This window comes from Nitrosomonas sp. (genome assembly GCA_016703745.1).
Classification (GTDB): domain Bacteria; phylum Pseudomonadota; class Gammaproteobacteria; order Burkholderiales; family Nitrosomonadaceae; genus Nitrosomonas.
The window spans coordinates 1-22,439 of record JADJBK010000003.1; the positions used below are offsets into that span (position 1 = coordinate 1).

At 47.4% G+C, this 22,439-nt stretch carries 29 protein-coding genes; 7 read left to right on the plus strand and 22 right to left on the minus strand.

Annotation, left to right across the window (positions count from 1 at the left end; translation table 11 throughout):
* From IPG31_00150 to IPG31_00215, 14 genes are all read right to left on the minus strand, one after another.
* Positions 1-685 (minus strand): phage terminase large subunit family protein (locus IPG31_00150; GenBank protein MBK6616840.1); only part of this gene is annotated, 685 nt, incomplete at its 3' end.
* Positions 676-984 carry a hypothetical protein gene (locus IPG31_00155; GenBank protein MBK6616841.1) on the minus strand — a complete coding sequence of 103 codons (309 nt, stop codon included), beginning with the start codon at positions 982-984 and terminating at the stop codon, positions 676-678. The genes IPG31_00150 and IPG31_00155, both read right to left, overlap by 10 nt.
* A 24-nt stretch (positions 985-1,008) precedes the next feature.
* Complete coding sequence (locus tag IPG31_00160; GenBank protein MBK6616842.1) at positions 1,009-1,155, minus strand: hypothetical protein; 147 nt, start codon at positions 1,153-1,155, stop codon at positions 1,009-1,011.
* A 244-nt stretch (positions 1,156-1,399) separates the two neighbouring features.
* Positions 1,400-2,128 carry a transglycosylase gene (locus IPG31_00165; protein ID MBK6616843.1) on the minus strand — a complete coding sequence of 243 codons (729 nt, stop codon included), beginning with the start codon at positions 2,126-2,128 and terminating at the stop codon, positions 1,400-1,402.
* Entirely contained in the window at positions 2,128-2,286 is a 159-nt protein-coding gene (locus IPG31_00170; GenBank protein MBK6616844.1) for a hypothetical protein, read from the minus strand. The genes IPG31_00165 and IPG31_00170 overlap by 1 nt, the downstream gene beginning before the upstream one ends.
* A 517-nt stretch (positions 2,287-2,803) precedes the next feature.
* Positions 2,804-3,310 (minus strand): hypothetical protein, encoded by a 507-nt coding sequence (locus IPG31_00175; protein ID MBK6616845.1) that lies wholly within the window; start codon positions 3,308-3,310, stop codon positions 2,804-2,806.
* 64 nt (positions 3,311-3,374) lie between these two features.
* Positions 3,375-4,262 (minus strand): hypothetical protein, encoded by an 888-nt coding sequence (locus tag IPG31_00180; GenBank protein MBK6616846.1) that lies wholly within the window; start codon positions 4,260-4,262, stop codon positions 3,375-3,377.
* 226 nt (positions 4,263-4,488) lie between these two features.
* The gene (locus IPG31_00185; GenBank protein ID MBK6616847.1) at positions 4,489-5,595 is read right to left on the minus strand and encodes a transposase; all 1,107 of its coding nucleotides are present in this window, start codon (positions 5,593-5,595) and stop codon (positions 4,489-4,491) included.
* Between the two features lie 94 nt (positions 5,596-5,689).
* Positions 5,690-6,382: a hypothetical protein gene (locus IPG31_00190; protein MBK6616848.1), complete on the minus strand. Its 693-nt coding sequence runs from the start codon at positions 6,380-6,382 to the stop codon at positions 5,690-5,692.
* Positions 6,383-6,451: 69 nt separating this feature from the next.
* Complete coding sequence (locus IPG31_00195) at positions 6,452-7,792, minus strand: RRXRR domain-containing protein (GenBank protein MBK6616849.1); 1,341 nt, start codon at positions 7,790-7,792, stop codon at positions 6,452-6,454.
* Positions 7,793-8,044: 252 nt separating this feature from the next.
* Positions 8,045-8,284 carry a hypothetical protein gene (locus IPG31_00200; GenBank protein ID MBK6616850.1) on the minus strand — a complete coding sequence of 80 codons (240 nt, stop codon included), beginning with the start codon at positions 8,282-8,284 and terminating at the stop codon, positions 8,045-8,047.
* A gap of 700 nt (positions 8,285-8,984) precedes the next feature.
* A complete protein-coding gene (locus IPG31_00205) occupies positions 8,985-10,397 on the minus strand; it encodes a DUF3987 domain-containing protein (protein ID MBK6616851.1) in 1,413 nt (470 codons plus the stop codon).
* A complete protein-coding gene (locus IPG31_00210; GenBank protein MBK6616852.1) occupies positions 10,390-11,190 on the minus strand; it encodes a toprim domain-containing protein in 801 nt (266 codons plus the stop codon). The genes IPG31_00205 and IPG31_00210 overlap by 8 nt, the downstream gene beginning before the upstream one ends.
* Positions 11,187-11,342, minus strand: a complete 156-nt coding sequence (locus IPG31_00215) for a hypothetical protein (protein ID MBK6616853.1) — start codon at positions 11,340-11,342, stop codon at positions 11,187-11,189. The genes IPG31_00210 and IPG31_00215 overlap by 4 nt, the downstream gene beginning before the upstream one ends.
* A 104-nt stretch (positions 11,343-11,446) precedes the next feature.
* Here IPG31_00215 and IPG31_00220 point away from each other — a divergent pair, with 104 nt between their 5' ends.
* Genes IPG31_00220 through IPG31_00250 form a run of 7 tightly spaced genes read left to right on the plus strand, consistent with a single transcriptional unit; the run spans position 11,447 to position 17,191 of the window.
* A complete protein-coding gene (locus tag IPG31_00220; GenBank protein ID MBK6616854.1) occupies positions 11,447-12,187 on the plus strand; it encodes an ATP-binding protein in 741 nt (246 codons plus the stop codon).
* 10 nt (positions 12,188-12,197) lie between these two features.
* Positions 12,198-12,698 carry a hypothetical protein gene (locus IPG31_00225; GenBank protein ID MBK6616855.1) on the plus strand — a complete coding sequence of 167 codons (501 nt, stop codon included), beginning with the start codon at positions 12,198-12,200 and terminating at the stop codon, positions 12,696-12,698.
* The gene (locus IPG31_00230; GenBank protein MBK6616856.1) at positions 12,695-13,501 is read left to right on the plus strand and encodes a YqaJ viral recombinase family protein; all 807 of its coding nucleotides are present in this window, start codon (positions 12,695-12,697) and stop codon (positions 13,499-13,501) included. The genes IPG31_00225 and IPG31_00230 overlap by 4 nt, the downstream gene beginning before the upstream one ends.
* Positions 13,502-13,541: 40 nt before the next feature.
* Positions 13,542-15,239 carry a DEAD/DEAH box helicase gene (locus tag IPG31_00235; protein ID MBK6616857.1) on the plus strand — a complete coding sequence of 566 codons (1,698 nt, stop codon included), beginning with the start codon at positions 13,542-13,544 and terminating at the stop codon, positions 15,237-15,239.
* Complete coding sequence (locus IPG31_00240) at positions 15,229-16,197, plus strand: hypothetical protein (protein ID MBK6616858.1); 969 nt, start codon at positions 15,229-15,231, stop codon at positions 16,195-16,197. The genes IPG31_00235 and IPG31_00240 overlap by 11 nt, the downstream gene beginning before the upstream one ends.
* Entirely contained in the window at positions 16,198-16,602 is a 405-nt protein-coding gene (locus IPG31_00245) for a hypothetical protein (GenBank protein MBK6616859.1), read from the plus strand.
* Positions 16,589-17,191 (plus strand): hypothetical protein, encoded by a 603-nt coding sequence (locus tag IPG31_00250; GenBank protein ID MBK6616860.1) that lies wholly within the window; start codon positions 16,589-16,591, stop codon positions 17,189-17,191. Before IPG31_00245 ends, IPG31_00250 begins: the two co-directional genes overlap by 14 nt.
* Here IPG31_00250 and IPG31_00255 read toward each other — a convergent pair.
* The 8 genes from IPG31_00255 to IPG31_00290 form a co-directional block, all read right to left on the minus strand.
* Positions 17,188-17,472, minus strand: coding sequence for a hypothetical protein (locus IPG31_00255; GenBank protein MBK6616861.1), 285 nt, complete (start codon positions 17,470-17,472; stop codon positions 17,188-17,190). The genes IPG31_00250 and IPG31_00255 overlap by 4 nt on opposite strands.
* Positions 17,469-17,918, minus strand: coding sequence for a DUF1353 domain-containing protein (locus IPG31_00260; GenBank protein ID MBK6616862.1), 450 nt, complete (start codon positions 17,916-17,918; stop codon positions 17,469-17,471). Before IPG31_00260 ends, IPG31_00255 begins: the two co-directional genes overlap by 4 nt.
* The gene (locus tag IPG31_00265) at positions 17,919-18,224 is read right to left on the minus strand and encodes a hypothetical protein (protein MBK6616863.1); all 306 of its coding nucleotides are present in this window, start codon (positions 18,222-18,224) and stop codon (positions 17,919-17,921) included.
* Positions 18,221-18,721, minus strand: a complete 501-nt coding sequence (locus tag IPG31_00270; GenBank protein ID MBK6616864.1) for a hypothetical protein — start codon at positions 18,719-18,721, stop codon at positions 18,221-18,223. Before IPG31_00270 ends, IPG31_00265 begins: the two co-directional genes overlap by 4 nt.
* Before the next feature lie 436 nt (positions 18,722-19,157).
* Complete coding sequence (locus tag IPG31_00275) at positions 19,158-19,406, minus strand: hypothetical protein (protein MBK6616865.1); 249 nt, start codon at positions 19,404-19,406, stop codon at positions 19,158-19,160.
* A 92-nt stretch (positions 19,407-19,498) separates the two neighbouring features.
* Positions 19,499-19,963, minus strand: coding sequence for a hypothetical protein (locus tag IPG31_00280; GenBank protein MBK6616866.1), 465 nt, complete (start codon positions 19,961-19,963; stop codon positions 19,499-19,501).
* 15 nt (positions 19,964-19,978) lie between these two features.
* Positions 19,979-20,305 carry a hypothetical protein gene (locus IPG31_00285; protein MBK6616867.1) on the minus strand — a complete coding sequence of 109 codons (327 nt, stop codon included), beginning with the start codon at positions 20,303-20,305 and terminating at the stop codon, positions 19,979-19,981.
* A partial coding sequence (locus IPG31_00290) for a hypothetical protein (protein ID MBK6616868.1) occupies positions 20,305-22,439 on the minus strand: 2,135 nt, incomplete at its 5' end. The genes IPG31_00285 and IPG31_00290, both read right to left, overlap by 1 nt.

The following is a 22,439-nucleotide window of genomic DNA, read 5'->3' on the forward strand; positions in this document are numbered from 1 at the left end:
TGATCGTAGGGCTTGAATAGTAATAGCTCTTGGCCTTCTCCCCGTGCGTGGTCTGCCTGCCCTCTGCCAGCTTTACGGGATCTCCTTCTCCGTCAACTGACAGCTCGGCGCGGTCGATCTCATCAAAGCTCACAAAGCGCGCAGGCACCTCCGCCAGATTAGCAGCGCTCCCAGCTGTGGCTATATACAGAGTGCCTCCGTCAAACATTTTGATATCTTGGCTGTTGGTAGCCAGCCTGCTACCTGGTGGAGCTACACGGCGAGTTATCACATCCACGGCCGCAACAGTCTTGTCAATCCGCTGAGCGATACGCTTCTGCAACTTACCTGTTGGCATCAGCCATAATAGATTACTTGGATGCTGATGTACGATATAACAAAACCAATTAAGGGCGACTTGCGTTTTAAGCATCTGTGATGCTGCCATCAACACCACTCGGCGCGACGGGTGGCGTACAGATAGTGATTGCATTATATGGCGGGCGTGTGGCGTGCGCGCAGTGCTGTACTTGCCGTACTCGCTGGCCCCCGACGACCGTGGGATAACCATGTAACGATCCGACCAAGCGTCAAGCGGCAGGGAAGGGTCTGGGAGGAGTCCTTCGGCAATGGCTTTAAGGAAAGTGTCTCCGCCGTCCAGGCTATGAAGCGTGGACGAATGGGCAATCTTGGTAATTAGGCGCACGAGTTTATATAGTCCTCAAGTCTCTGATTTAATTCGTCGAGCAACAGGTCCTCTATCTCTCGTGGATTGGTCAAGGATGATAGCTGCGGGGAAATCTGTTTACACATTGAGTGCAAAGAGTCCCTGAGCTTGCGTGATGACTCGAAGGCGGCTTTGTGCACATCGTCCCGGACAACCACATTCCCGCGGACAAGATCAAGCTCCATCTGATCACGGTCAGCAAGTATGCGTTCGCGGCGCGCCTTCTCCTTGACGAGTTCATACCCGTGATCTATGTACTGGTCGTCTGGGTTTCCCATTTACGATTTTGGATTTCTAGAAAATTATGCTTTCTTGCGCGCCTCTAATGCTGCGATCCTCTCCTCCAGAGTCATTGTATTTTCCTTTATGACAGTGCAGGCTGCAGGCAATGCCTCTCGACTCCATCCCATGGAATCCATGGCCCATGTATTTATATTATGTGTTTTCATATAAAAATCTCCTGTTAATCGTGGACCCTTAGCTTATACCGTTTAATTTTAAGCGGCACGGTTTACACTGGTCTCCAAGCCATGAAAGCGAGCATACATGCCTGGCGTTAACTTGGTACAGCAGCTATGGTTTTGTAACCGATCCCACGTGACCGGCGAAACTATTCAAAGGAGTACCGCTCCGCCGTTCAAATTCTATTGGAGGCCCCGAATGGCCGCCCTGTTTACTTAATTTGTAAAATATTTAAGCCAAAAACTCCGCCCCATCAAATAGAGCAGCCCGCGGGAAAGTAGCCGCCTCATACTTGGTTACAACATGGTCTCCGTTCTTGTCTAGCGAGCTGTTTGCGTTATATTGCCGAGGCCTGGTGGCGAGTGTCCACATTTCATAGTCATTCGGCTTGCCCACTGCTACAGGCCAGATTATCGCCATGTACATGTCCTCAAGATTTTTTATGCGCCCTGCGAATGGCTTGAAGTACTTGCGCACGTAGATATTCAGCTGCTGCTCTGCAGTCATCAGTGCCAGCTTGTCAACTGTTGTGCCCAATCCAATAGCCGTGGCCCCCATAAACTGGATAAGCCCGGTTGCAGAGCTGTTAGGATTCTTAACGGACGGGCTAAAAGTCCTCGCGGTCTCAAAGGCCATGCACGCCATAAGCCAATTTGGGTCGCACCCTATATCTATTGCGATGTCTCGCACGATCTGCCTGAACTCTGGTGATACCTTAGCCCCCCACACCAAAGGCCTGACTAATGGAGCCATGTCAGGATGATTTGATATTGCTCCCTGCTCTGACATAAGACTGGCTGTTGCCACAGATCTAAGCTCCTGCAATTGGTCCAGCGCCTTTCTGATAGCAGCATAAGTCTTTGGCCCAATATACCCATCAACATCAACATCTATACCGAATGACCTAAGTTTGCGCTGTATATCCGTTATTACCATGCTGAATCTGTAATCGTCCATCATCAAACACCCTCTGTCAGTCCAAAATACAAGGCCGCCACAATAACCTGCATGCATACCACGATTGCGGCGATTTCTGCAGGGCTTGCGATTACCGCCGCTTTTTTCCATACAGTAAGCTTAGCCTGATTCATCGGCTCGTAATATTTTCTTATTTCCATTTTCTCAATCCCCCAATTAATAAAGCGCCTAAAGCAACGAGGGCAAAAGGCCCTGGCTCTGACACGTGCGCTACACTACTACAACTGCCACTACTACTGCCACCGTTACCCTTGCCAATCATAGGCCCGACTCCCCACGACTCTAGCATCTGCCCTGCTATCCATGGATGGACGCGCCCAGTTGTACTGTTTCGCGGAACCTGCGAAAACTCAGATCCTGGTGGTTTCTCATAATACGAATACGGCGGTATTTCTGGTACAGGTGGATCTGCCTCGCATGGCAGCCCGCCCTTAGTCAGGCAATCAGCATCTGGGTAATACTCGTGCTTAATCCCGAATTCCGTGCTGTTATAATAAGCCTCCTGTCCAGCCCACACAGCATCACCAGATCCGCACTCAGTATGCATGTCAGGCTCAGAATGCATCATCCAGTACACAATCCCACCAATAGTGGCAGCAAACAGAGCCGCGCCTACTATTTCCCGGCTCCATCTACTTGTGCGCCTACGCCTGCGGATCACTCCCGCACCTCATTACAGAATTCACCGAAATATTCCTTTGCAGCAACATGCCTTGCTGCTGCCGCCTTTTCGATGGTCTCGAAACGCCCAAGGTGGCGATTCTTTCCCTGAGAATAGATATTGGCTCTCCACTTCTGGCTCTGCTTGTCCCAATGAACCCCGCGAACCCCTGAAGTGTTATTCGAGTTCATGCGATACGCCCCGGCGGCCTTACTCCATGCACCGCAAGCAAGATTATCCCACTTAAGGTTTTCGACGTCTTTGTCCTTAAATAGCACGACTTCCCCATCCTTAGGCCATGCTCCTGTATAAATGCCAAATGCTATTATGGCCTTGCTCATGCACCTGTTATTAAATCTAACTGCGCGATGCGCCCCCCCGGCAACCATCCCGGCTCTAACCTTGCGCCCTCGACCAACCTTCCAAATAAGCTCGCCATTAGCTGGGTTATAAGACCATAACTCGCGAGCATCTTCTACCGTTATCCCTTTGTACGTTTTCATTTAGATTTACTCCTTGCATTGTTATTAAATTAAATGGGCAACCGCCAAGTTCCAGAGACTCATTTTACCTCCAGCCATTTGTAAGATTAACCAGCTGCGGGAACTCTCGCGCCCCGACTACCTGCTCCCGCTCAATGCTCCCCCATGTGAAGAAGGCAACAGCTCCTATATCCAGACCCAGTGTATCAATGGCGAGCTTATACTCTGTCATGATCTTTGCGCAATCCCACATGCCGCATAAATGAGGAGACGACATTGCAGGCGGGATCAAGGCGATCTTGCGAGCAGCCCCATTAATAGGCGCACCGTGCAGAGTGTTATACCGCGTGACAGTATTGAAAATTGTAGAATGTTCGGCCATCGCGTCTGGCTTGCCCTGCTGTACGCAGTCGCTAAGACAAAAGTAATTATCTACCGACAGGTAGTTAACTGTCTTTGCCATATCAAATTCATTACTCCAGTCAGGTACTACCGTATAGGCCTCATTGTGCCAAGATAAAGAACCTCCTATATTAGCCTTAACCACTGCATCCGCAGCTTCTATCCGGTTAATATGCCACTCGTTTGATTGCCCTTGCCCGCTGCTGATGATCTCATCATACAGCACGATAATTTGCAGTCCGTGACTATTTGCCAGATTGATATCCTGCGCAAAGTCCACAGGATCAAACTCGGCGAACTCTGCAGGCGACACAACTACAACAGCGGCGGAAAATCCGGATGCTTCCCCAAGATAATCTACAGCGTTGCTTGCTCCATTGTTAGCGGATCCATCATATATGAACCCGAAAGCGTTATGGTCTGTCTGTGCCCTAACCTCTGCAACCTGCGCAGGATCTGTTACCAATGCGCCTATATTGTCAATATTGAAGTCAGCCATAGCAGCTCCTGAGAACATTTCCGCAACAGCAATTGCCAATATTGTGCGGTTTATTTTTTTATTTATATACATTTTGGTCTCCTTGTTTGGCAAGGCAAAACGCCTGCGCCATGACTTGCATCATACACTAACAAAAACACTTGTCAACAATTATTTGCATTATCTTGTATGCACTAGATATAACCACGCTTGCGCGCTACTACATAGGCAAACTTGACATCCTCCCCACGGCTAAAGCCGGGGGATTCCAAACCCTCGCGAGTTTGGTTCCTGCCCTGAATCGCCTCACTGCACGGCTTCATGTCTGACAGGCTTCAATTTCCGCTAATCCAGCGGTATTAATATTTTTTGCGGCGTTAATATCCCGGTCGAGGGTCGTCCCACACGAAGAACACGTCCATTGCCTTACGTTGAGCGCCTTCTTCCCGTCTAGGTGTCCACATGCCGAGCAAATCTGACTGCTCGGATACCACCGGCTTATCTTGACGAAAGACCGACCGTACCATGAGGCTTTGTATTCCAACTGCCTGACGAATTCAGACCAGCTTGCATCGCTGATTGATTTCGCAAGGCTACGGTTTTTCTGCATCCCCGCAACATTCAAGTCTTCTACCGATACCGTTTGGTTTTCACGAATAATTCTGGTTGATAGCTTGTGCAGGAAATCTTTGCGCGTGTCTGCGATTCTGGCGTGGATTCTCGCGACCTTAATCCTCGCCTTGTTACGATTATTTCCTCCATTCTGTTTGCGTGAAAGCTTGCGCTGGAAACGTGCCAGTCGTGCTTCATATTTGCGGTAAATCTTCGGTGCCGCAATCTTCTCTCCTTCGCTGGTAGCAATGAAACTATCCAACCCAAGGTCGATGCCGATAGATTTTTCATTGATCGGAAGAACCCGTTTTTCTGCTTCGCCTTGGAAGGCCACGAAGTAACGTCCGGCGGTGTCCTTACTGATCGTGATGCTGGAAACTTTTTCTGGCAAATGACGAGATTCAACGAAGTGAAGCGGCTCGTCGGACTTGGCAATGAACAGCTTTCCTTCCTTAATCCTGAAAGCATTCGACATCAGCCTGATCGACTGTTTGCCGTGTTTAGACTTGAATGTCGGGTACTTGCCGCGCTTGGCGAAGAAATTGCTAAACGCCTTGTCCTGATTGCGTAATGATTGCTGCAACGCAACGTTCGACACCTCGTAGAGCCAAGCGAGTTCATCGCTTTGCTTCATTTCCGTGAGGCGGGCTGCTGATTTTGTATAACCAATCTTCGTACCGTGAAGCGCGTATTCCTTGTTCCGCCAATCGAGAATACTGTTCCACACAAAACGAGCGCACCCAAATGTCTTGGCGAGAAGCTGCGCCTGACGGTCTGTTGGGTATGCCCTATATTTATGTGAACAATGTGCCATAAGCTAATATTACAAAATCTAATGCAGTTTGTAAAGCATCAACTTCCCGCCTTGACCACACGCCTAAAGGCTGGGGCTTGCGGCGGATTTTTTATCATCTAGCTGTCCTCAATGCAAAATCAAGTGCCTTTTCCAGCTCCTCGCTTGCTTTATTGCGAACTTCCGACTCGACGACCTTTTCCAGATCCACAAATTGCTTGTAAGTTGGATCCTTAACAAAGCCAAGTATCAGCTCAGGGGGGCGCTCCTTCCTCCTTCGTGGGCGCCTATTCTCGCTTACCGGAACCTGCTCCTTAACAACTATAATTCTGTCCTTCTGACGGAATGCCCTCCATATACCAGGCGCAAGTGTTGATTTTACTGGCGGCGTGAGTTTAGCGATTATCTTTGATAAATTACTACGCGAGATATTCCCGGCCGCATTAAGCTTAGCGCCCGGCCCAGGCACCGTGTAACTGCCTGCATCCATGTATCCATTTGATATTAGATAGCGCTCATAAGGCTTTTGCTCCCGCTGTCCGCCAGTAAACAAGTGACCAAATAACCTAGTATTATCAACCTTAACCCTAGCCACGGGAGCGCGCTTAGTAGCCTTATCAATCTTGATCTGACGCAATGCGAACCGCCCGGGCTTCTGCAATTTCCGCTCCATTTCAGCCTGCGTGGCCTTGCGCCCAGACCATGCAAGCGCAGTGAGCGCAAGCGCCGTAGCAAATGGCACCTGCTCCCTCTGCGTGTACGTAAGCTCACGTACCATCTTGTCCAGGTCGCTGCGTATTGATATCATCTAATTGCGCGAGAGACCCCGTCGTTCAGGCCGGGGAGGGATAGCGCGTCGGCGATAGCCGACTCCAACTCACGCATCTCCTATTGCGTTTGCTATCTTTGGTTGAAATTTGTACCCATAACCATCGTTACGGGCAATGAGTTTGCAATTTTTGTGACTGACACCTTGAACGGTTTGTTCCTGCGTAGTGATGTTAAAACTACCTGTTACACGTACGGCAACGCGTCCAACATATTCGCCAATCTTCTTGCCTTTAGTGACTATGGCTTTCACCATGTCACCAGTTTGAAAGCCTTTTACTGATTTCTGACGCATCAGATAAGCGCGTGGAAAGCCGAATTTTGTTAGCAATGTACGTTTATATTGACCGCGACCATTGCATTTAATTTCCAGCGTCGGAATATCCCAGTTTTCAACCGATGAAAATTCCCCTACACAAACTGCATCCAACGCATGTGCCTTGGGTATGCCGTGTTGTGTCCGATTAAATTTTGTTGTTGCGCCATTGGATAATTCAACCGGTAATTCGGTTTTTTTGAGCTGATTAGCCAATGCCCAACGGGTTGCATTAACCGCCGCCGCGTCTTTTAACGGACGTTTAGCTTGTGCCTCAATCTTCTTCAGTTGTTCGGGCTTGTTTTTCAAGAAAACTTTTATATCCAGTGCGCCTTTTTTCTTATTGCAAGGTTCACAAGCTAAGGTAAGATTGGACACTGCATTGCTGCCACCATTGGCTTTCGGATTGATGTGCTCAATTTGCAGCGGCACATTCTCAGCTGCACAATAAGCGCATTTCCTATCCCATTTTTCGAGCAAATACTCGCGCACACTGTAGCCCGCAAGGGTTCCTTGCTGATATTCAACGCCGGATATTTCAGGGTTACGCATTAACTGCATATCGAATTTAACCAGCTCCTGAGAAATAGCCGTAATTGGTGCGACCTTCTGCAATTTAGCTGCCCAGCTTATGGTTGTGTCTATCCGATGTTGTAATGACGGCGCTAACCAGCCTTTCGGTTTGGTACGATTATCAAAACGTGGTTGGCGATAACGTAGGTTGCCCCGTCTGCGTCTGCGCATGGCACTACGTGAAGTTAAGCTATCGCTGATAGCCAGTCCACGATGATTAAGCTGAAGCAAATTTAAGACGGTTAAGTTGACGCTAATTTCTCCAGTATCGGTGTCAATCGTTTCGCTTTCGCGAACGACAGCGATTCCAGTATAACGGCTGCCTGGGTCAAGTTTTACCCGAAGCGGCTGAACTTCACCTCCCACACGGTCTTTTAACCGAATGGTGAATGGGTACATTTTTACAACAACTGCACGGCCTCTATCAAGCAATAACCTTGCCCGTTTTTCAGAGCAAGGCATTAGTGGTTGTTTCTTCTTATCAAGTACAAATACTGCCATTTTAAAATTCCTTCCCTTACGGGACTGGTAACGTGTTTAAAAAACATCTCCCTTCGACAATGCACATAACCGGCCCCAACTGTTGCCAGTGGCGGAAAGAACCTTCGGGGCTTTACTTTTCCCAAGCGTGACCCAATCCTTTTAGAGCAGCGAACTAAGGAAGCATTCGCTGGTAAGTCTTAACGACCTGTTATGTGCGTAGTGCCTTGCGGCACTGAGTCTGGTCAACCTAGCTCTTGCAAGCTCCGCCCTTTAGGGCGGGGTAGTTGACCTGGTCCCCACCATAGTAACGATAAGCCTGTTGTCGCGGCTTACCGTATCAACTCGCAATCCCGCCGCCTTTGTGTATCGGTATATCTTTTGTCTTGCCGCAGTAAATGCAGCTGATCCTTCGTCCGAAAAATCGAATTCAACAGATTCACCGGGAGCAAGATCCATGGTCGTGCTGATTAAAAGATCCTTCGGCGGTGTGATTCCGTGCGTAATAATCATTTTTATTTCTCCTAAAACGTCTATTTTCCTTTAATAAACGCGAAACGTCAAGAAATTTTCACATTTATCGGTTATTCACTGGCTCCATGCAAACCGACATCAAACTATCACCCAGAATGCCCCCAGAATCGATCAGAACCGCCCTAGAATCGATTATCTTTTGAATCCTATGTCGTAGTACCAAATAGCACTTCCATAGCCTTGTAGGCCGTTTAAACGGCTCGGCATGCTTCTTATCCTGATTTTGGGGTGTGGGGTGAAAATCCACGAATTTCCCGAAAATCACTTTTGATTCAATAGCTTGCGCTGTTTTGAGGTGCTTTATGAGGTGAAACTCAGAAGTCGAATTCTTCATTTAAATCAACAGCTTAAGCGCGTTTGGGGTGAAAAGGTGGAATTCCCTAAGCGCATGTATAGGGGTATACATGCATAGGACTGTATAAAAAAAACTGTAATTTTTCTTAATAAGAATAATTCCTATTTGAGAATAATTATTATCTAATAAGTATTATTATTATAATAATTATTATTAATATAATATATATATACCCCATATATATATATATATATATATAATACAATACTTTCAAGAACTTAGCGTGAGGTGACCGGAATACCACGCCCGCCCCACAATCGGCTGAAACGCCCTGCCCACGAGGGTTACAGCCGATTTGAATTTGACCCCAAGTGCACCACAATATCATTGATTTAGCTTGTATTCTCGCTTGCCGCCAGACGCATCAGACGAAAGAAGCCCTTGATTACACATCTCTTTTAGATTTTCCCTGATCAAGTCCGATCTATTTCCAGTGAAACTTATAAAAGGTTCTACGCATTTACGCGACTGCAGGATTTCTCTCTCTGTAATCAAGTCCTTACGCTTAAACATCTTCAAAATGGCCTCAAATTCAGACTTTTGTCCTGATATACCCTTACTCTGACAAAGGTTAAGACTGGAAATAAGTAGATCATCAGCAATCCCTATGGCCGCTAGAACATGAAAATCCTCAATCAAATCATTATCTTGATCATACAGCAAATGCATGTTTGACGCCAGTTTAAGGATGGTTATATCCACTTTGCCAGCAGCTCCACGTAAGGCTGCGTGTCCAAATTTGCCGCCGTCGGCCAAGTGCGGCTCTATCTCTTGCCGGTAATTGTCGATTAGTTGCCAGCCTCGTGACGATAGCCGTAATGGTATAAGATCAGCTAACCTCTTGGGATCTTCTAGGATCTCGTCGATAAAATGGCACTTATTGTTGTAAAAGAGCTTTTCAATATCGCCGAAGAAACCGAACTTTTCAGCATCTCGCGTGAAGTCCCGCTTGCCTAAATAGTGAGGCTCGCTTAGCATGATGAATCGCTCAGCAAGCCCCGTTCCATTACTGGCGGATAGGACTTTTTCAATTCCGCCGGGCTGGGCAAAGCACACTACACTGCCAACCACAGATCCGCAGTATGCCTTTCTGGAAGTGCGCCGAGTAGCCACATTGCCGCCGTCAAATCCGTTTAAGATGGCGTCGTTGTTGTTTGCCCTGCCTTTCTCGCCGTAGCTCAGGCCCAAGAGCGAGTCAAAAAGACCTTGCTCACTTGATATGGCGGAAAAAAAACCTTTGTTTTCAGTGAGTACCGCGTCAAGCGCCTCTGGCGTAGAATTTGTTACAAACAACTGCCTTGATGCAATATCCAGCCGCTTATCAATATCATCCTCTTCATCTTCAGTCTTTGCTTTATCTCGCGCCCCAACTAGCGCGCCAATTACCGCCACCTGCTGATCAATAAATTTTTGTTGGAACATCTTGATCACGCGTGACTTGCCAGTTGCTGGCGGCTGCTCTAGCACTGCATATATCCCTATTGGCAGCCGATCTCCATTTGGATAAGATACGCACCATTTACGCATCGCGATTGAGCTAAAAACCCCAAGTCCAGCCATAAAAACAGTGCTGGGCGGCATGTATGCGCGTTTTGCAAGACTCTCTGATATGCGCCTTATAATGTGCTCCTCGTGTATATGCCGCAACAAATCAAGCTCGCAGTACCTGCTGCCGTCGTCAAGAGTTTTATTGATTCCTGATACCGGCGTGTATTTCATTTCGATTATATTAGTCATTGTTTCCCTTGCTTAAATAGTCGTTCCAATCCTCACCCACATTTGGAGGCATCAGCACGCTTCCATATACTGCAAGCGCGGCATCCTCTGCTGCTTTTTGCCCGACTCCAGACTCATCGTTGTCTGCGCATACGATGATCTCATGGCCTTTAAACAGGCTATTGATCTCCAGTGCTACAGGCTTTAGGTTACCGGCATCAAAGGCAACTATTACACAGTGCCCTGTGTGATCCCGCAGGCTGGCTCCTGTAGCGAAGCCCTCGCAGATCAATAGCTTGTCTGTAGGCTCTCCTATAGGGAAAAAGCATCCATTTTTGCGTCCGCCAGACAAGAAGCGCTTTGTGCCGTCGGCATTTATAAATTGCAGGTTAACAAGCGCCTTATCCGCATTGTATAAAGGAATGACCAGCGCACCTGCAAATTCGCGCGCTCCAAATGGCTTGATCTTTTTGGCGGCAAGGTAGGGATGCTCTACAGCATGCGCCGATCCATGCCAATATGTAGATGCTTTACGCGCTGCCTTCGCTTGCATCTTTTTTCGCTCATCGTCTGCAGCCTGCTTGGATTTCTCTATGCGCTCCTGACTTGGTGGCTCACCGCTTGCGCTCCATGATTGAGATATGCCCGACTTAAAATCACAAAACCAGCCTGCTGGCGGCTCGTCGGGGTAATGTATATAGCTGCCATTCTTTGTCCCAGGAGAGTGCCCAGGGACGTGAAACCTGTGGATCTTTCCATCGGATATTATCTCGCCTGTATAATAGATACCTGCAGCGTGCATTGCTTCAATCATTTTATTAACTCCCTGGTTACAAGTAACCAGAATTCTCGGGCTTCCTCTGGATTTAGATCGGCGTAGTCTATAGCGTCCTGCGTTTCCTCCTGTCCCCAATCATCACTACTTGCATAAATTTTTATCAGGTCAGCTGTTGTATAGGTATTCATATTTTTATCTCCTTTTTGTAAATATGATTTGACAATATAAACACCGTGCTATATCTTGTCAACATCGAATGACACACAGCAAGATTTTTAAAAGGATTAGAAACATGTTAGAAATAGTAAAGACTGAAGATACCGGAATTATCATAGCCACCATAACCGGCGAAGCAGGAATTGGCAAAACATCGTTAGCCTGCACTTTCCCAAAGCCCATCGTTATAAAGACTGAAGATGGTTTAAAGTCTGTGCCAATAGCGAGCAGGCCGGATGCTCTGGAATTGGTCGAAGATGCAGATCAGCTATTTAAACAGTTGGCTGCTATACTAAAGGAGGATCATGACTATAAAACGTTGATTATAGACAGCATCACCCAATTGGATCAGGTATTTACAGACAAGATAATATCTGAAGAAAGATCAGAAACCAAGACTCTGGCAACTGCAATGGGAGGATATGGAGCTGGGTTTAATGCATTGTCTGCGATGCATGGCAGGGTGCGCAAATACGCTCAGGCAATACACGATAAGCGCAAAATGAACATAATCTTTGTAGCCCATACTGATATGGAAACCATAGATCTGCCTGATCAGGACCCGTACAGCAGGTACTCGCTGCGCATCCATAAGAAGAGCCTGAAGCATTACGTTGATAACGTAGACCTTGTAGGGCATATCAAGCTGGATATGGTGGTAAAAGGAAAAGACAAAATAAAAAAAGCAGGCAGTAATGGATCTCGCTACATGGTGGCATATACCACCGCTAACTGTGTTAGCAAAAACAGATTTGGTATCAGCGATGATATCCAGATAGAAATTGGTAAAAACCCTTTACAATCAATCATTAAATAAGGAAAACATTATGTCATTTTGGACACTATCTAACGGCGAAAACATAAAACCAACAGATAATTTTGAATCTGGAGGATTTAAGCTTATACCGGACGGTACAGTATGTAATGCGGTCATCGAAGACGCTGCCTGGGACACGATACAGCCGAACGAAAGGAACTCTGAGCCGGAAGAATACATATCAATACAGTGGAAGATCGAATCACCAAGCGAATTTAAGGGCGCGACTATATTTCAAAAAGTTAGATGCAAGAGATCTGAAGAGAAACAACGCGACTCTGCCCTGCAGATGCTGGTAACCATAGATACGCTCGCGCAGGGTAGGCTCCAAAAACTGGACGGTGACCCAACAGACAGGCATCTGCAAGTAGCGCTTGAGTCCGCGAAAATGAGCATAAAAGTGAGAGTCTGGGAGTTTGGAGACAAATCTGGGAACTGGGTATCTGGCGTGTCCAAATATCAGAAAGGTGGTGCAGATATCGAATCAGACGACATCCCTTTCTATCTATGAAAAACAACCACATAGACGTTGAGCAGCGTTCTGACGCGTGGTTCCTTGCCCGCAAAGGCAGGGTTACCGCATCAATTGCAGGCGCATTACTTGGCATTGATCCCCTTGTGTCTACAAGTCAGGCGATAAAAAGGATACTTTCTATTGGCTCCCAAATGTCTGATAACCAGGCAATGTGTAACGGGCGCATCTTCGAGGATTTCGCCAGAGAAGATTTTGAGATAGAAACAGGTCTGCAAGTAGAGCAGTGCGGATTTTTTACGCACGGGGATTGGCTTGGAGGATCTCCTGACGGGCTTGTTAGCGACGGATCCATAATTGAGATAAAGATACCATATTCAGACAAGGATTTTGTATCCATATATGCTAAGCCGCACTACTACGCCCAGGTACAGATATGCATGCACCTGACCGGAAAGCACAAAGCATATTTTTATCAATGGTCTAGCACCAAAAAATCCATGTTGGAGATAGTGCAGTATGACCCGATCTGGATACAGGTAAACCTGCCAATATTACAGGAGATACACAAAATGATACATACCCCGCCAGATCATCTAAACAAAATGGTGATTAAATACAAGACAATAACAGACTCTATAAAAGATCTTGAGATAGCCAAGAAAGAATTACTCGATCAGATAGTCTTGGCTTGTGACAACAAAGAAACAATCGTCGGTGAGCACCAGGTTAAGGTTACCACGAGAAAAGGCACGGTTGATTACAAGCGCCTGTGTAGTGATGCAGGACTTAACCCTGAAGATTACCGCGGCAGCGATATATCGTATTGGTCTATAAAGTAACATGCTTAGACCGTACCAACAGAGCGCCCATGATGCTGTCATGTCTTGGGTGTTGCTCAACCGTGAGTCGTGCGTCATCGATGCGGCCACAGCTGCCGGGAAAAGTCACATAATCGCGGCAGTTGTAGAATCTCTGCATAAGGCAAGCAATGGGAAGAAAGTGTTATGCCTTGCGCCGTCTGCAGACCTGGTAATCCAGAACAGAGATAAATATGTGGCCACCGGCAACCCCGCAAGCCTTTATAGCGCATCTCTTGGGCGCAAGTCTCTGAAGCATAAAGCAGTTTTCGGTACGCCTGTAACAGTGCTAAACGCCATTGCCAGTTTCGGAGGGGATTTTTGCGCGGTTATCGTCGATGAGTGCCACGAGATAACGCCCACCATAAAAACAATAATAGCCAGCCTGCAAGCGCGTAACAGTAACCTGCGCGTTATCGGCCTAACGGCCACGCCATACAGGAGGCTCGAAGGATACATATATAAGGTAGACATAGACGGCAACCCGTCAAGCGATGACACTTCAGTAGCATATTTTCATAAGCTGGTTTACAGGATATCGCCACAGGAACTCATAGACGCAGGGTATATCACCAAGCCTATTATAGGATTTACGCGCGAGCACTACGACACGATAGGTATGCAGCTAAACAGGCTTGGATCTTTTGACAGGGATGATATGGATAGAGCGTACCTTGGGAAAGGACGCAAAACCGCTTATATCATCGACGACATAGTAGAGCAGGCGCAGAACAGGAATGGGGTTATGATCTTTGCCGCCAGCATAGCGCATGCAAAGGAGTGCATGGAGTCTTTGCCTGAGCACATCTCTTGTATGGTGGATGGCACGACGCCCAAGAAAGAACGCACCCGGATTCTGCAAATGTTCAAGGACAAAAAAATAAAATACTTAGTAAACCGTGACGTTTTAACGACAGGCTTTGACGCGCCACACGTAGACCTGGTGGCCTTGCTGCGGGCAACTGAATCGCCGTCCTTGCTGCAACAGATGATAGGTAGGGGGCTGCGACTGCACCAAGATAAAGACCATTGCCTGGTGCTTGATTACGCTGAAAATATTGCTCGCCATTGCCCGGATGGTGACGTTTTTAACCCAGAGATATCAGGATACAAGCGTAAGGGCGAGAGCGACATGATCTCCTGCACATGCAGCACATGTGGATCAACCAATACCTTCTTGGCCCGCCCTAACGAAGAAGGCTACGGGCTGCACGAAACCGGATACTTTACTGACCTCAACGGCAACAAGCTGCTAATACCATCTCACTATGGACGGCGCTGCCAATCATGGGATAAGGGCAAGCAATGCGGACATCGATGGATAGGCAAGGACTGCGAGTCATGCCTCCATACAAACGACATAGCAGCGCGCTTTTGCGAAAAATGCAAGCATGAGCTTGTGAATCCTAATGACAAGCTTACACACGACAGGATAAAAAGCATCCCTGTTATAGACTGGGTAATCGATGACGGAGTAAGCAAAAAAGGTAATAAATTCAAAAAGATAACATATATACTGAGCACAGGAACAAGCGTGGTGATATGGTATGTAGAATCAAATCACAATCAAGCTAGGAAAGCTATGTGGGAATTAATCACCGCCACCAACAATTTAGAATCCCCACCAAAAGCAATTACCTATGTCAAGAATTGGAAAACAGGATTTCACGAAGTGGTTAAATACGAGACAACACTAAGGAGCAATAAAAATGAACACTAACACAGAAAAGAAATACGAGCTCACGGAAGAAACAAGAGTGATGCCGACAGGAGAAACGGTGTATAGAATCAAGGCGTTACGCAGTTTCGACACGATCTATAAGCCAGTAAAAGCTGGTGACTTGGGTGGCTGGGTGCAGTCAGAAGCTAATTTATCCCAAGATGGAAATTGTTGGCTTTTCGACGAAGCGACCGCATATCAAAACGCTAAACGAACTGATAACTCAGTTGGTTTTGGTAACAGCAGGCAGTTTGGCTGCAGTGTTCAATCAGGCAGCAGCCAACAGTACGGTGCCAGTAGCCAGTTTGGCTGGAGTCGGCAGTTTGGAAGCAGTCAGCAATACGACAATAGCCAACAGTATGGCGACAGCCAACAGTATGGCGACAGCCGTCAATATGGCAAAAGCCAGCAATCAGGAAACAGTCAGCAGTTTGGCAGCAGTCAGCAATACGAAAATAGCCAGCAGTTTGGCAGCAGTCGCCAGTATGGCAAAAGCCAGCAATCAGGAAACAGTCGTCAATCTGACAACAGCCTTCAATATGGTGACAGTCAGCAGTTTGGCAGCAGTCAGCAATACGAAAATAGCCAGCAGTTTGGCAGCAGTCGCCAGTATGGCAAAAGCCAGCAATCAGGAAACAGTCGTCAGTACGGCAACAGCAGGCAATATGACAAAAGTTGGCAGTATGACAACAGCGAACAGTTTGATTACAGTTGGCAGTATGACAACAGCCAGCAATACGGTTACAGCAGGCAGTATGGCAACAGCGAACAGTTTGGCGACAGCAGGCAGTACGATAACAGTTGGCAGTACGGTTACAGCCGTCAGTATGGCAAAAGCCAGCAATACGGTTACAGCCGTCAATATGGTTACAGCCGTCAGTATGGCAAAAGCCAGCAGTTTGGTTACAGCCAAAATCCCACGTATAATACCGATTTACCAGAAAAAGGAGACAAATAGATGATTTTCCCTGACTGGTTGACTGTTCACGGTGATAGATCCTTTCGCGGTCTATGCCCAAAGGAAACGGCAGAGCAAGTAACGTTTTTTGCGATGGTCCGTAAGAGCCATCCAATGGCGCCGGTACTGCATATTAGGAACGAAGGCATCAGGACTGCTTACCAGATAAGCAAGGAGAAGTCAGAAGGATTGATCACTGGAGCTGCGGATATTATAGGTATTGGCAGCCCAACCTTGGTAATAGAGTTAAAAAGAAAAGACCATACCAAGAGCAAGTATGGTGATGGGCAGCTTGACTTTTTATATTCGTGCCAAAATCTTGGCGCACGAGTTAGCGTATGCCTTGGACACGAGGCCGCATACAATGAATTCTTAGATTGGAGTAAAAAAAATGGACTATATTAAAGAAGCAAGAAGAACCAGATCCGACGACTATCACGGGGGAAGCGTATCTTTTCATGATTTCCGCGACTGTTTGACATCAGCCATAAAATCCCTGCGAGAACTTGATCAAATTAAAAAAGCCTTGTTCTACGGGAAAAAAATAGAGCATGACAGGATAAATGGCGATTGCTCGCTGTTGCCTGCATGGGTTGCTGATAGCGACGAACGAGCTATCGACATAATGCACGGAATAATCGGCAAAGCTACGGAAGCGGGTGAATTGCTGGAAGCCCTCTATAAGTGCACCATTGAAGGCGAACCACTTGATGAAAGCAACACCATTGAAGAAGTTGGGGATGGCCTCTGGTATGATGCCCTGATACTTGGAGCGCTTGGAGCAAGTTTTGAAGATGCACAGCGTATTAATATCTCAAAACTGCGCAAGAGATACCCGGACAAGTTTACCGCAGAAAGAGCAGAACATAGAGACATTGAAGCAGAAAGGCAGGTGATGGCAGACGCCGCAAATTATAGCGATGATGCGGCAGACCTTGCAATAGACCGTAAGCAAGACCTGCCGTTTATCAACGGCCAGTCATTTTACGACTAGGCTTGTGTGGTGTCCGCGTTGATGGCGTCAACGTCTGCGATTGCGGTCTGCAGAGCATTCAAAGCGTTTTCGACTTCGACCGGGACCACTTGTGCGTCATTAGCATTTTGTTTCAACGCGCTGACCTCGGCAAAAATTTTATTGACTGTCGCGGTCAGTGCATTTAGTACTACGGTAATTTCATTAATATTCATTGTCATTTCCTCGATTTGGTGTTTGAGCCGGTTTATATCGCTCCGGCCCGGTAGCGCATCATCACCTGTAGTAAGTAATAATTTCATTGATTCCGCTCCCAGTGGGATCCGCCAAATATGCGCAGAGCTGCCCACATAGCCCAAGATTTAAGCAACGCCTTAAAACTTGCCCTGACCGCCAAGAAAGATGATTTATCATCAAACGTTCCTGCCATGTCCTGATAAGCAGCACCGCGGAAAGACTCGTCAGCATCTGCCCTGGTGTATTGTTTTCCGCTAGGCAATCGCCCTTGTGGTGAATACAGATAGTCATGCAGCGTTGCTGGCTCCTGCGCCAAGTTAGCAAACAGAGAGTACATCAAAGGTATCCTGCGCATACTCACAAAATTTGTGACAAAACCAACTGGCACAATAACCGTTCCCAGTGTGTCAGACTGGTAGACAAGCGGCGATTGCAAGATCCATTTTACGCCCTCGCCATCGTCAGACCCTCTTAGCATCCTGGCGTCCAAGGTGGTTACAAAATATCCCATCTATTTATCCTCCCCACTGTACGCGGTCCAGCCGATTGCTGCCGCAAAGCTCAAAACCTCGACATTTGACGACTGATCGAGCACCGAAAATGCCGATGCACCCACAGTGACCCCCAGAAGCCGTTTAACGCATTTATATGTTTTCTGTGGGTTTGACTTCAACAGCCAATAATTAATCGATTGTACGCGATCCTGCTTGACGTAATTTTCGAGCGAGTAGTAAATCATCACGCCAAAGGCGGTCAGAAAGAAAATCAGGCCCTTTTGCAATGGCGACAGGTATATCGCATTGATTGCATCGATCACAAAACCACCTTGAGGATCATCGCGCTAAAAGTAAGCGCATCCATTAATGCCTGATGCCCTTTTTTGGCGGATATGAAAGCCTGTACCGACTCGTCCAGTTTTTCGGCTCGCGACTGATAATCGTTTAGATTGGCTTTTTGCTCCGGTGAATACCTCCACCAATTAGCGGCGATTATCGCGGACAAAGTATCGTACTCAGCCTGCAACAGCCTGTAGTCTGCATCAAAGGATTGCATGCGACCGGCCAGACCGTCGAAGTCGCCTATTGACACACTCCACTTGGCGATAAAATCCTCATATCTTTTTTTGGCGGAATTTACTTTGTTTGCCTCGTCCGCCGTTAGAGCTATGGATTTGATGGATGCCTCCACCTCGCCGGATGATATTGCTTCGTGCGCTATCCCTGCGTTAGTAACTGCGTTCCCGTATTTCTCGATCGCCGCGCAGCCAGTCAACATTGCAAACAATACCATAAAAATAAAAAATAGATTACTCATATTCCCTCCGAATTAGCCTGCCATTTATATCTCGGTCAAATTTGCAGCGCTTCATTTTAAACTCATCTTTTATCAGTCTTTCCAGCTCTGCGCAGTCTGACAGTGTAAATTGGTGGTCTGCGGTTACACACAACCCAGTCAAAAATATCACGTCATCGTCTAAGAATCGCGCTGTCATTGTCCATCTGAACGGATCCCCATATTTCCCACCTGGGGAATGCCCGCGCAGTATGCAAGACTTCACCGGGTTCCAATCCACACTAATGCTCATACGCATCCTTAATTTTTTTAATTGTCCAGATCTTTATCTGGCCAATGATTGCGCCACGGATGCGCCGGGAGGCGTAAGTATTAAATGATCCTCCAAGCGAGCTATCGTATCTGGGTAATGCATCCATCAATCAAAGCATTCCGGCTTGCATAATGCATAATGTCATCATTTGTTATTATCATCAAACATCCCGGTAACATAAGATATTATCCCGATAGCAATTCCTGTTATAGCAGTGGTTGCTATCCAGATACCTTTGCCCTTATACAGGCCCTCGTGGATCATATCGATTTTATTTTCCATCTTCTCCATGCGCTCAAACACAGTCTGCCGCCCTATTATCTCGTCTCGCACTTCACGGTTGAGTCGCTCAAGATCAGATAATCTACCGCACATATCATGCAACTTAACCATGATCTCGATCGACTCATTGCGCGTAAGGGAGCAAGGCTCATCATCTCTATCGTAAGATCGCCTCTCAATGATCGCGCCCCTACTATCAATTATCACGCTATATCTATAATTGCCCCGACTCCATCAACAGAGTCAAATCTGATTTCCAGTGGATCAACTGCCAGATTGCGCACCGATAAAAGGTCAATAAAAGCAATACATCTCTTGGTGGCTGCCGACGAATTGTAGATAATCGCATAGCGCGCATCAGTTGGATTTGATGCATTTACGGCTATAAGCACCTTAGCAGCACGCCAAGGGACAGTTGCTCCAGACATAACAAAATCAACGGATCCCAATGTAACGCCGCCAGCTGTATAGTTGCCGCCCGGCGTGCACTCATTGGTTGCGTAGTTGACTGTCCCTGTGCCACCAAAATGCGGCAACGCCGCTCCAACTGACGGGACAACTGCAGACGTAACCAGGGCAAGCTTGATTACATCCGTATCCAGGTCGTGTATCTTGTTGCCAAGATCGGCGCGGAACTGATTAAAAACCGAAACGTTTACTGTCGCCATTTTACAGCCTCCTAATTATATAACTTTGATATTAAATGCGAATGCCGGTGACCTGCTAAGCCCGCCGTATGAAAAACTTGTGGTTACATATATGTTTACCGCATAAGTAATGCCGATCTCTCCGCCTGATATCCATGCAAGCACTGATCGGCCGCTATTAACGATATCAACACCAACCAAATTAATGCCCGTATCTGCGTATCCGCTCGCTGACACCACCACCTCGCCATCAGACAGATAGTTCTCAAAGCCAAGCCCGTGTTCATTGGCGGCCAGTTCCACCATATAGTCAACTGCCCCAGGTGTCAGACGATGCAGAAAAGTCTTCGCGCATTGATTCATTATAGCCCAGATCCCTTTATAATCAGCACCCTGCTTCTATGCGGAATTATGATCATCGTATCATTGATACTGGCAGAAACACCAAGCACCCTTAATGCTGCTGCTATTGCATCGGTAGGTTCTGCTCCCTCTCTCAGCTCAGCTGGTAGCCCTGCAATATTAACCGACCCAGATATAGCATCGAGTATAGCGTACTGCACAAACTCTGCATTATTGCCTCGTATAATAACATTATCTGGCAATGCCTGCATCATAACTGCGATTGCTTCCGCGGTTTTGCCGGTGATCGTGATTTGCGCGGTAGTTGCATTAAATACCTCAGCAGCGCCATCAACCAGATCGGCTAGTTTCCCGGAAACATATACAATATCCTTAGTAGTACTCGATGGGTGCAGGATTGATGCAGCAGGTTTTGCTTGTATGGAAATGACGCCTTTGATGGCATCATAAGCTCCGGATGATATCAGCGTACCAGTAGTGCCCGAAACCGTTACGGCGCCCTTCGTCGCGTCCAGTATTATAACTTCTACGGTTTCGATCAGTTCTGCTGCATTCCCAGTAATATCAACAGCCCCGGAAACAGCGTCGTCAAACGACTCGCCAGTTAATAGGTCCGCAGCGTTACCAGTTACTGTTACACTGCCACTGGTTGCGTCAAGCGGCTCGATACTGAGCGGCAAAGGCGCATCCTCAAGCGGCCATCCCGTTCCTGACAGTGGCACTGATATAGCCTGTATGTTCTCGGTAATCGATCCATCTATCTCACGAGTGCCATCTATATCCAATAACAGATTGCCAGCCTTACCTGCTGGCACTCTCGGCCCTCCAGACGCATGCGCAATCAGATCTTCATCTGACAGATTATCGTTGAGCAATATAGACACGCCATCGATCGCACCTCTCCAGTATCGATCAATGCCGCCTGCTACCCGTAACGACGAAAAATTGCAGGAGCCGTTATTTGATATAGATCCAGACAAAGATATTGATCCGCTACCATCGGCAATCCTCCGGATAGTTATCGATCCAGCGACTCTAGATACGCATACCGTGGTCCAGACGCCTTCCGGCAGGTCTGGTCCGGAATCTAAAAACGTGCTAGAGCCAAAATAAAACGACACATTGCCCGACCCCGACCCGCCCACGGTGATCAACCCCATGCTGTTTGCTGTTGATAATGCCCCGCCAGCCATTATGTACGATGCTCTATCTTTTTGCGCGCCTGGCGCTTTATAGACCCTCGCCACAATACAAAAATCTGTAGATGCCGGTATCCAGTAATTGCTAGGTGTCGGTATGCTATACAAGCGCGCAGAATTTACAGCGCCCATATTGATTACTTCTCGCTGCATTGGGCGCGTGATAGCCAGATGCCCTTGAGCGTCAGTGATAGCCACTGATTTCATCCACTTTTCGGCCACATAATCGTAGTTGGCTTGAGTGGTTGTGCCGAAAGCAGGATTTTCAACGGACATCGATATCTCTGCATTAACAAAATATCGATGAAACCAAAGCCCAGTGCTGTTTGGTGACGAGTTGGAGTAGGCAGGCGCCATCCCAAACTCTGCTATCGCGTTTGCTAGCATTGCAGCCGACGCGGCCGATCTTGTGGCAGGGTCTGCGTCTATGTTGGTAAAGGCGATGTTAAATATTGGCGTATGGTGTACGTCGCCATGATACTCAAGGTATACATCGCAAACGCCAGCAGTATCTGTAAGCACCGCCGACTTAAATGCTGCTATCTCAGGCCAAGTGCCCCCGGCGAAATCCCTGTTTGGATCGATGCTGGTGCCAATCTTGCCGCGTGAGTTACCCTGCCTAATGCCGTTTGGGTTTATATTGAAATACAGGTACACGTCGAAATTCTGGCGCATCCGTATCCCGTCGGCGGTAGCATTATTGATCAGCCAATCAATGGCCGCCACAAAAGTAGGCCACTGCTGCTGTTCTCCTGCTGCGTGCAAGCCTGCGCTAAAGATCATCTTGCGTTTGCGCCTGCCGTCACTGGTGGATCCGCCCCACGCAAGCTTGATGGCGTAAATGTTATTGCCACCAATAGGTCGCCCAAGATCATCATTCTCTACCGGTGAAACAGCAAAAACCCCGCCAGAATTAGCAGAAGGCAAAGGCGATG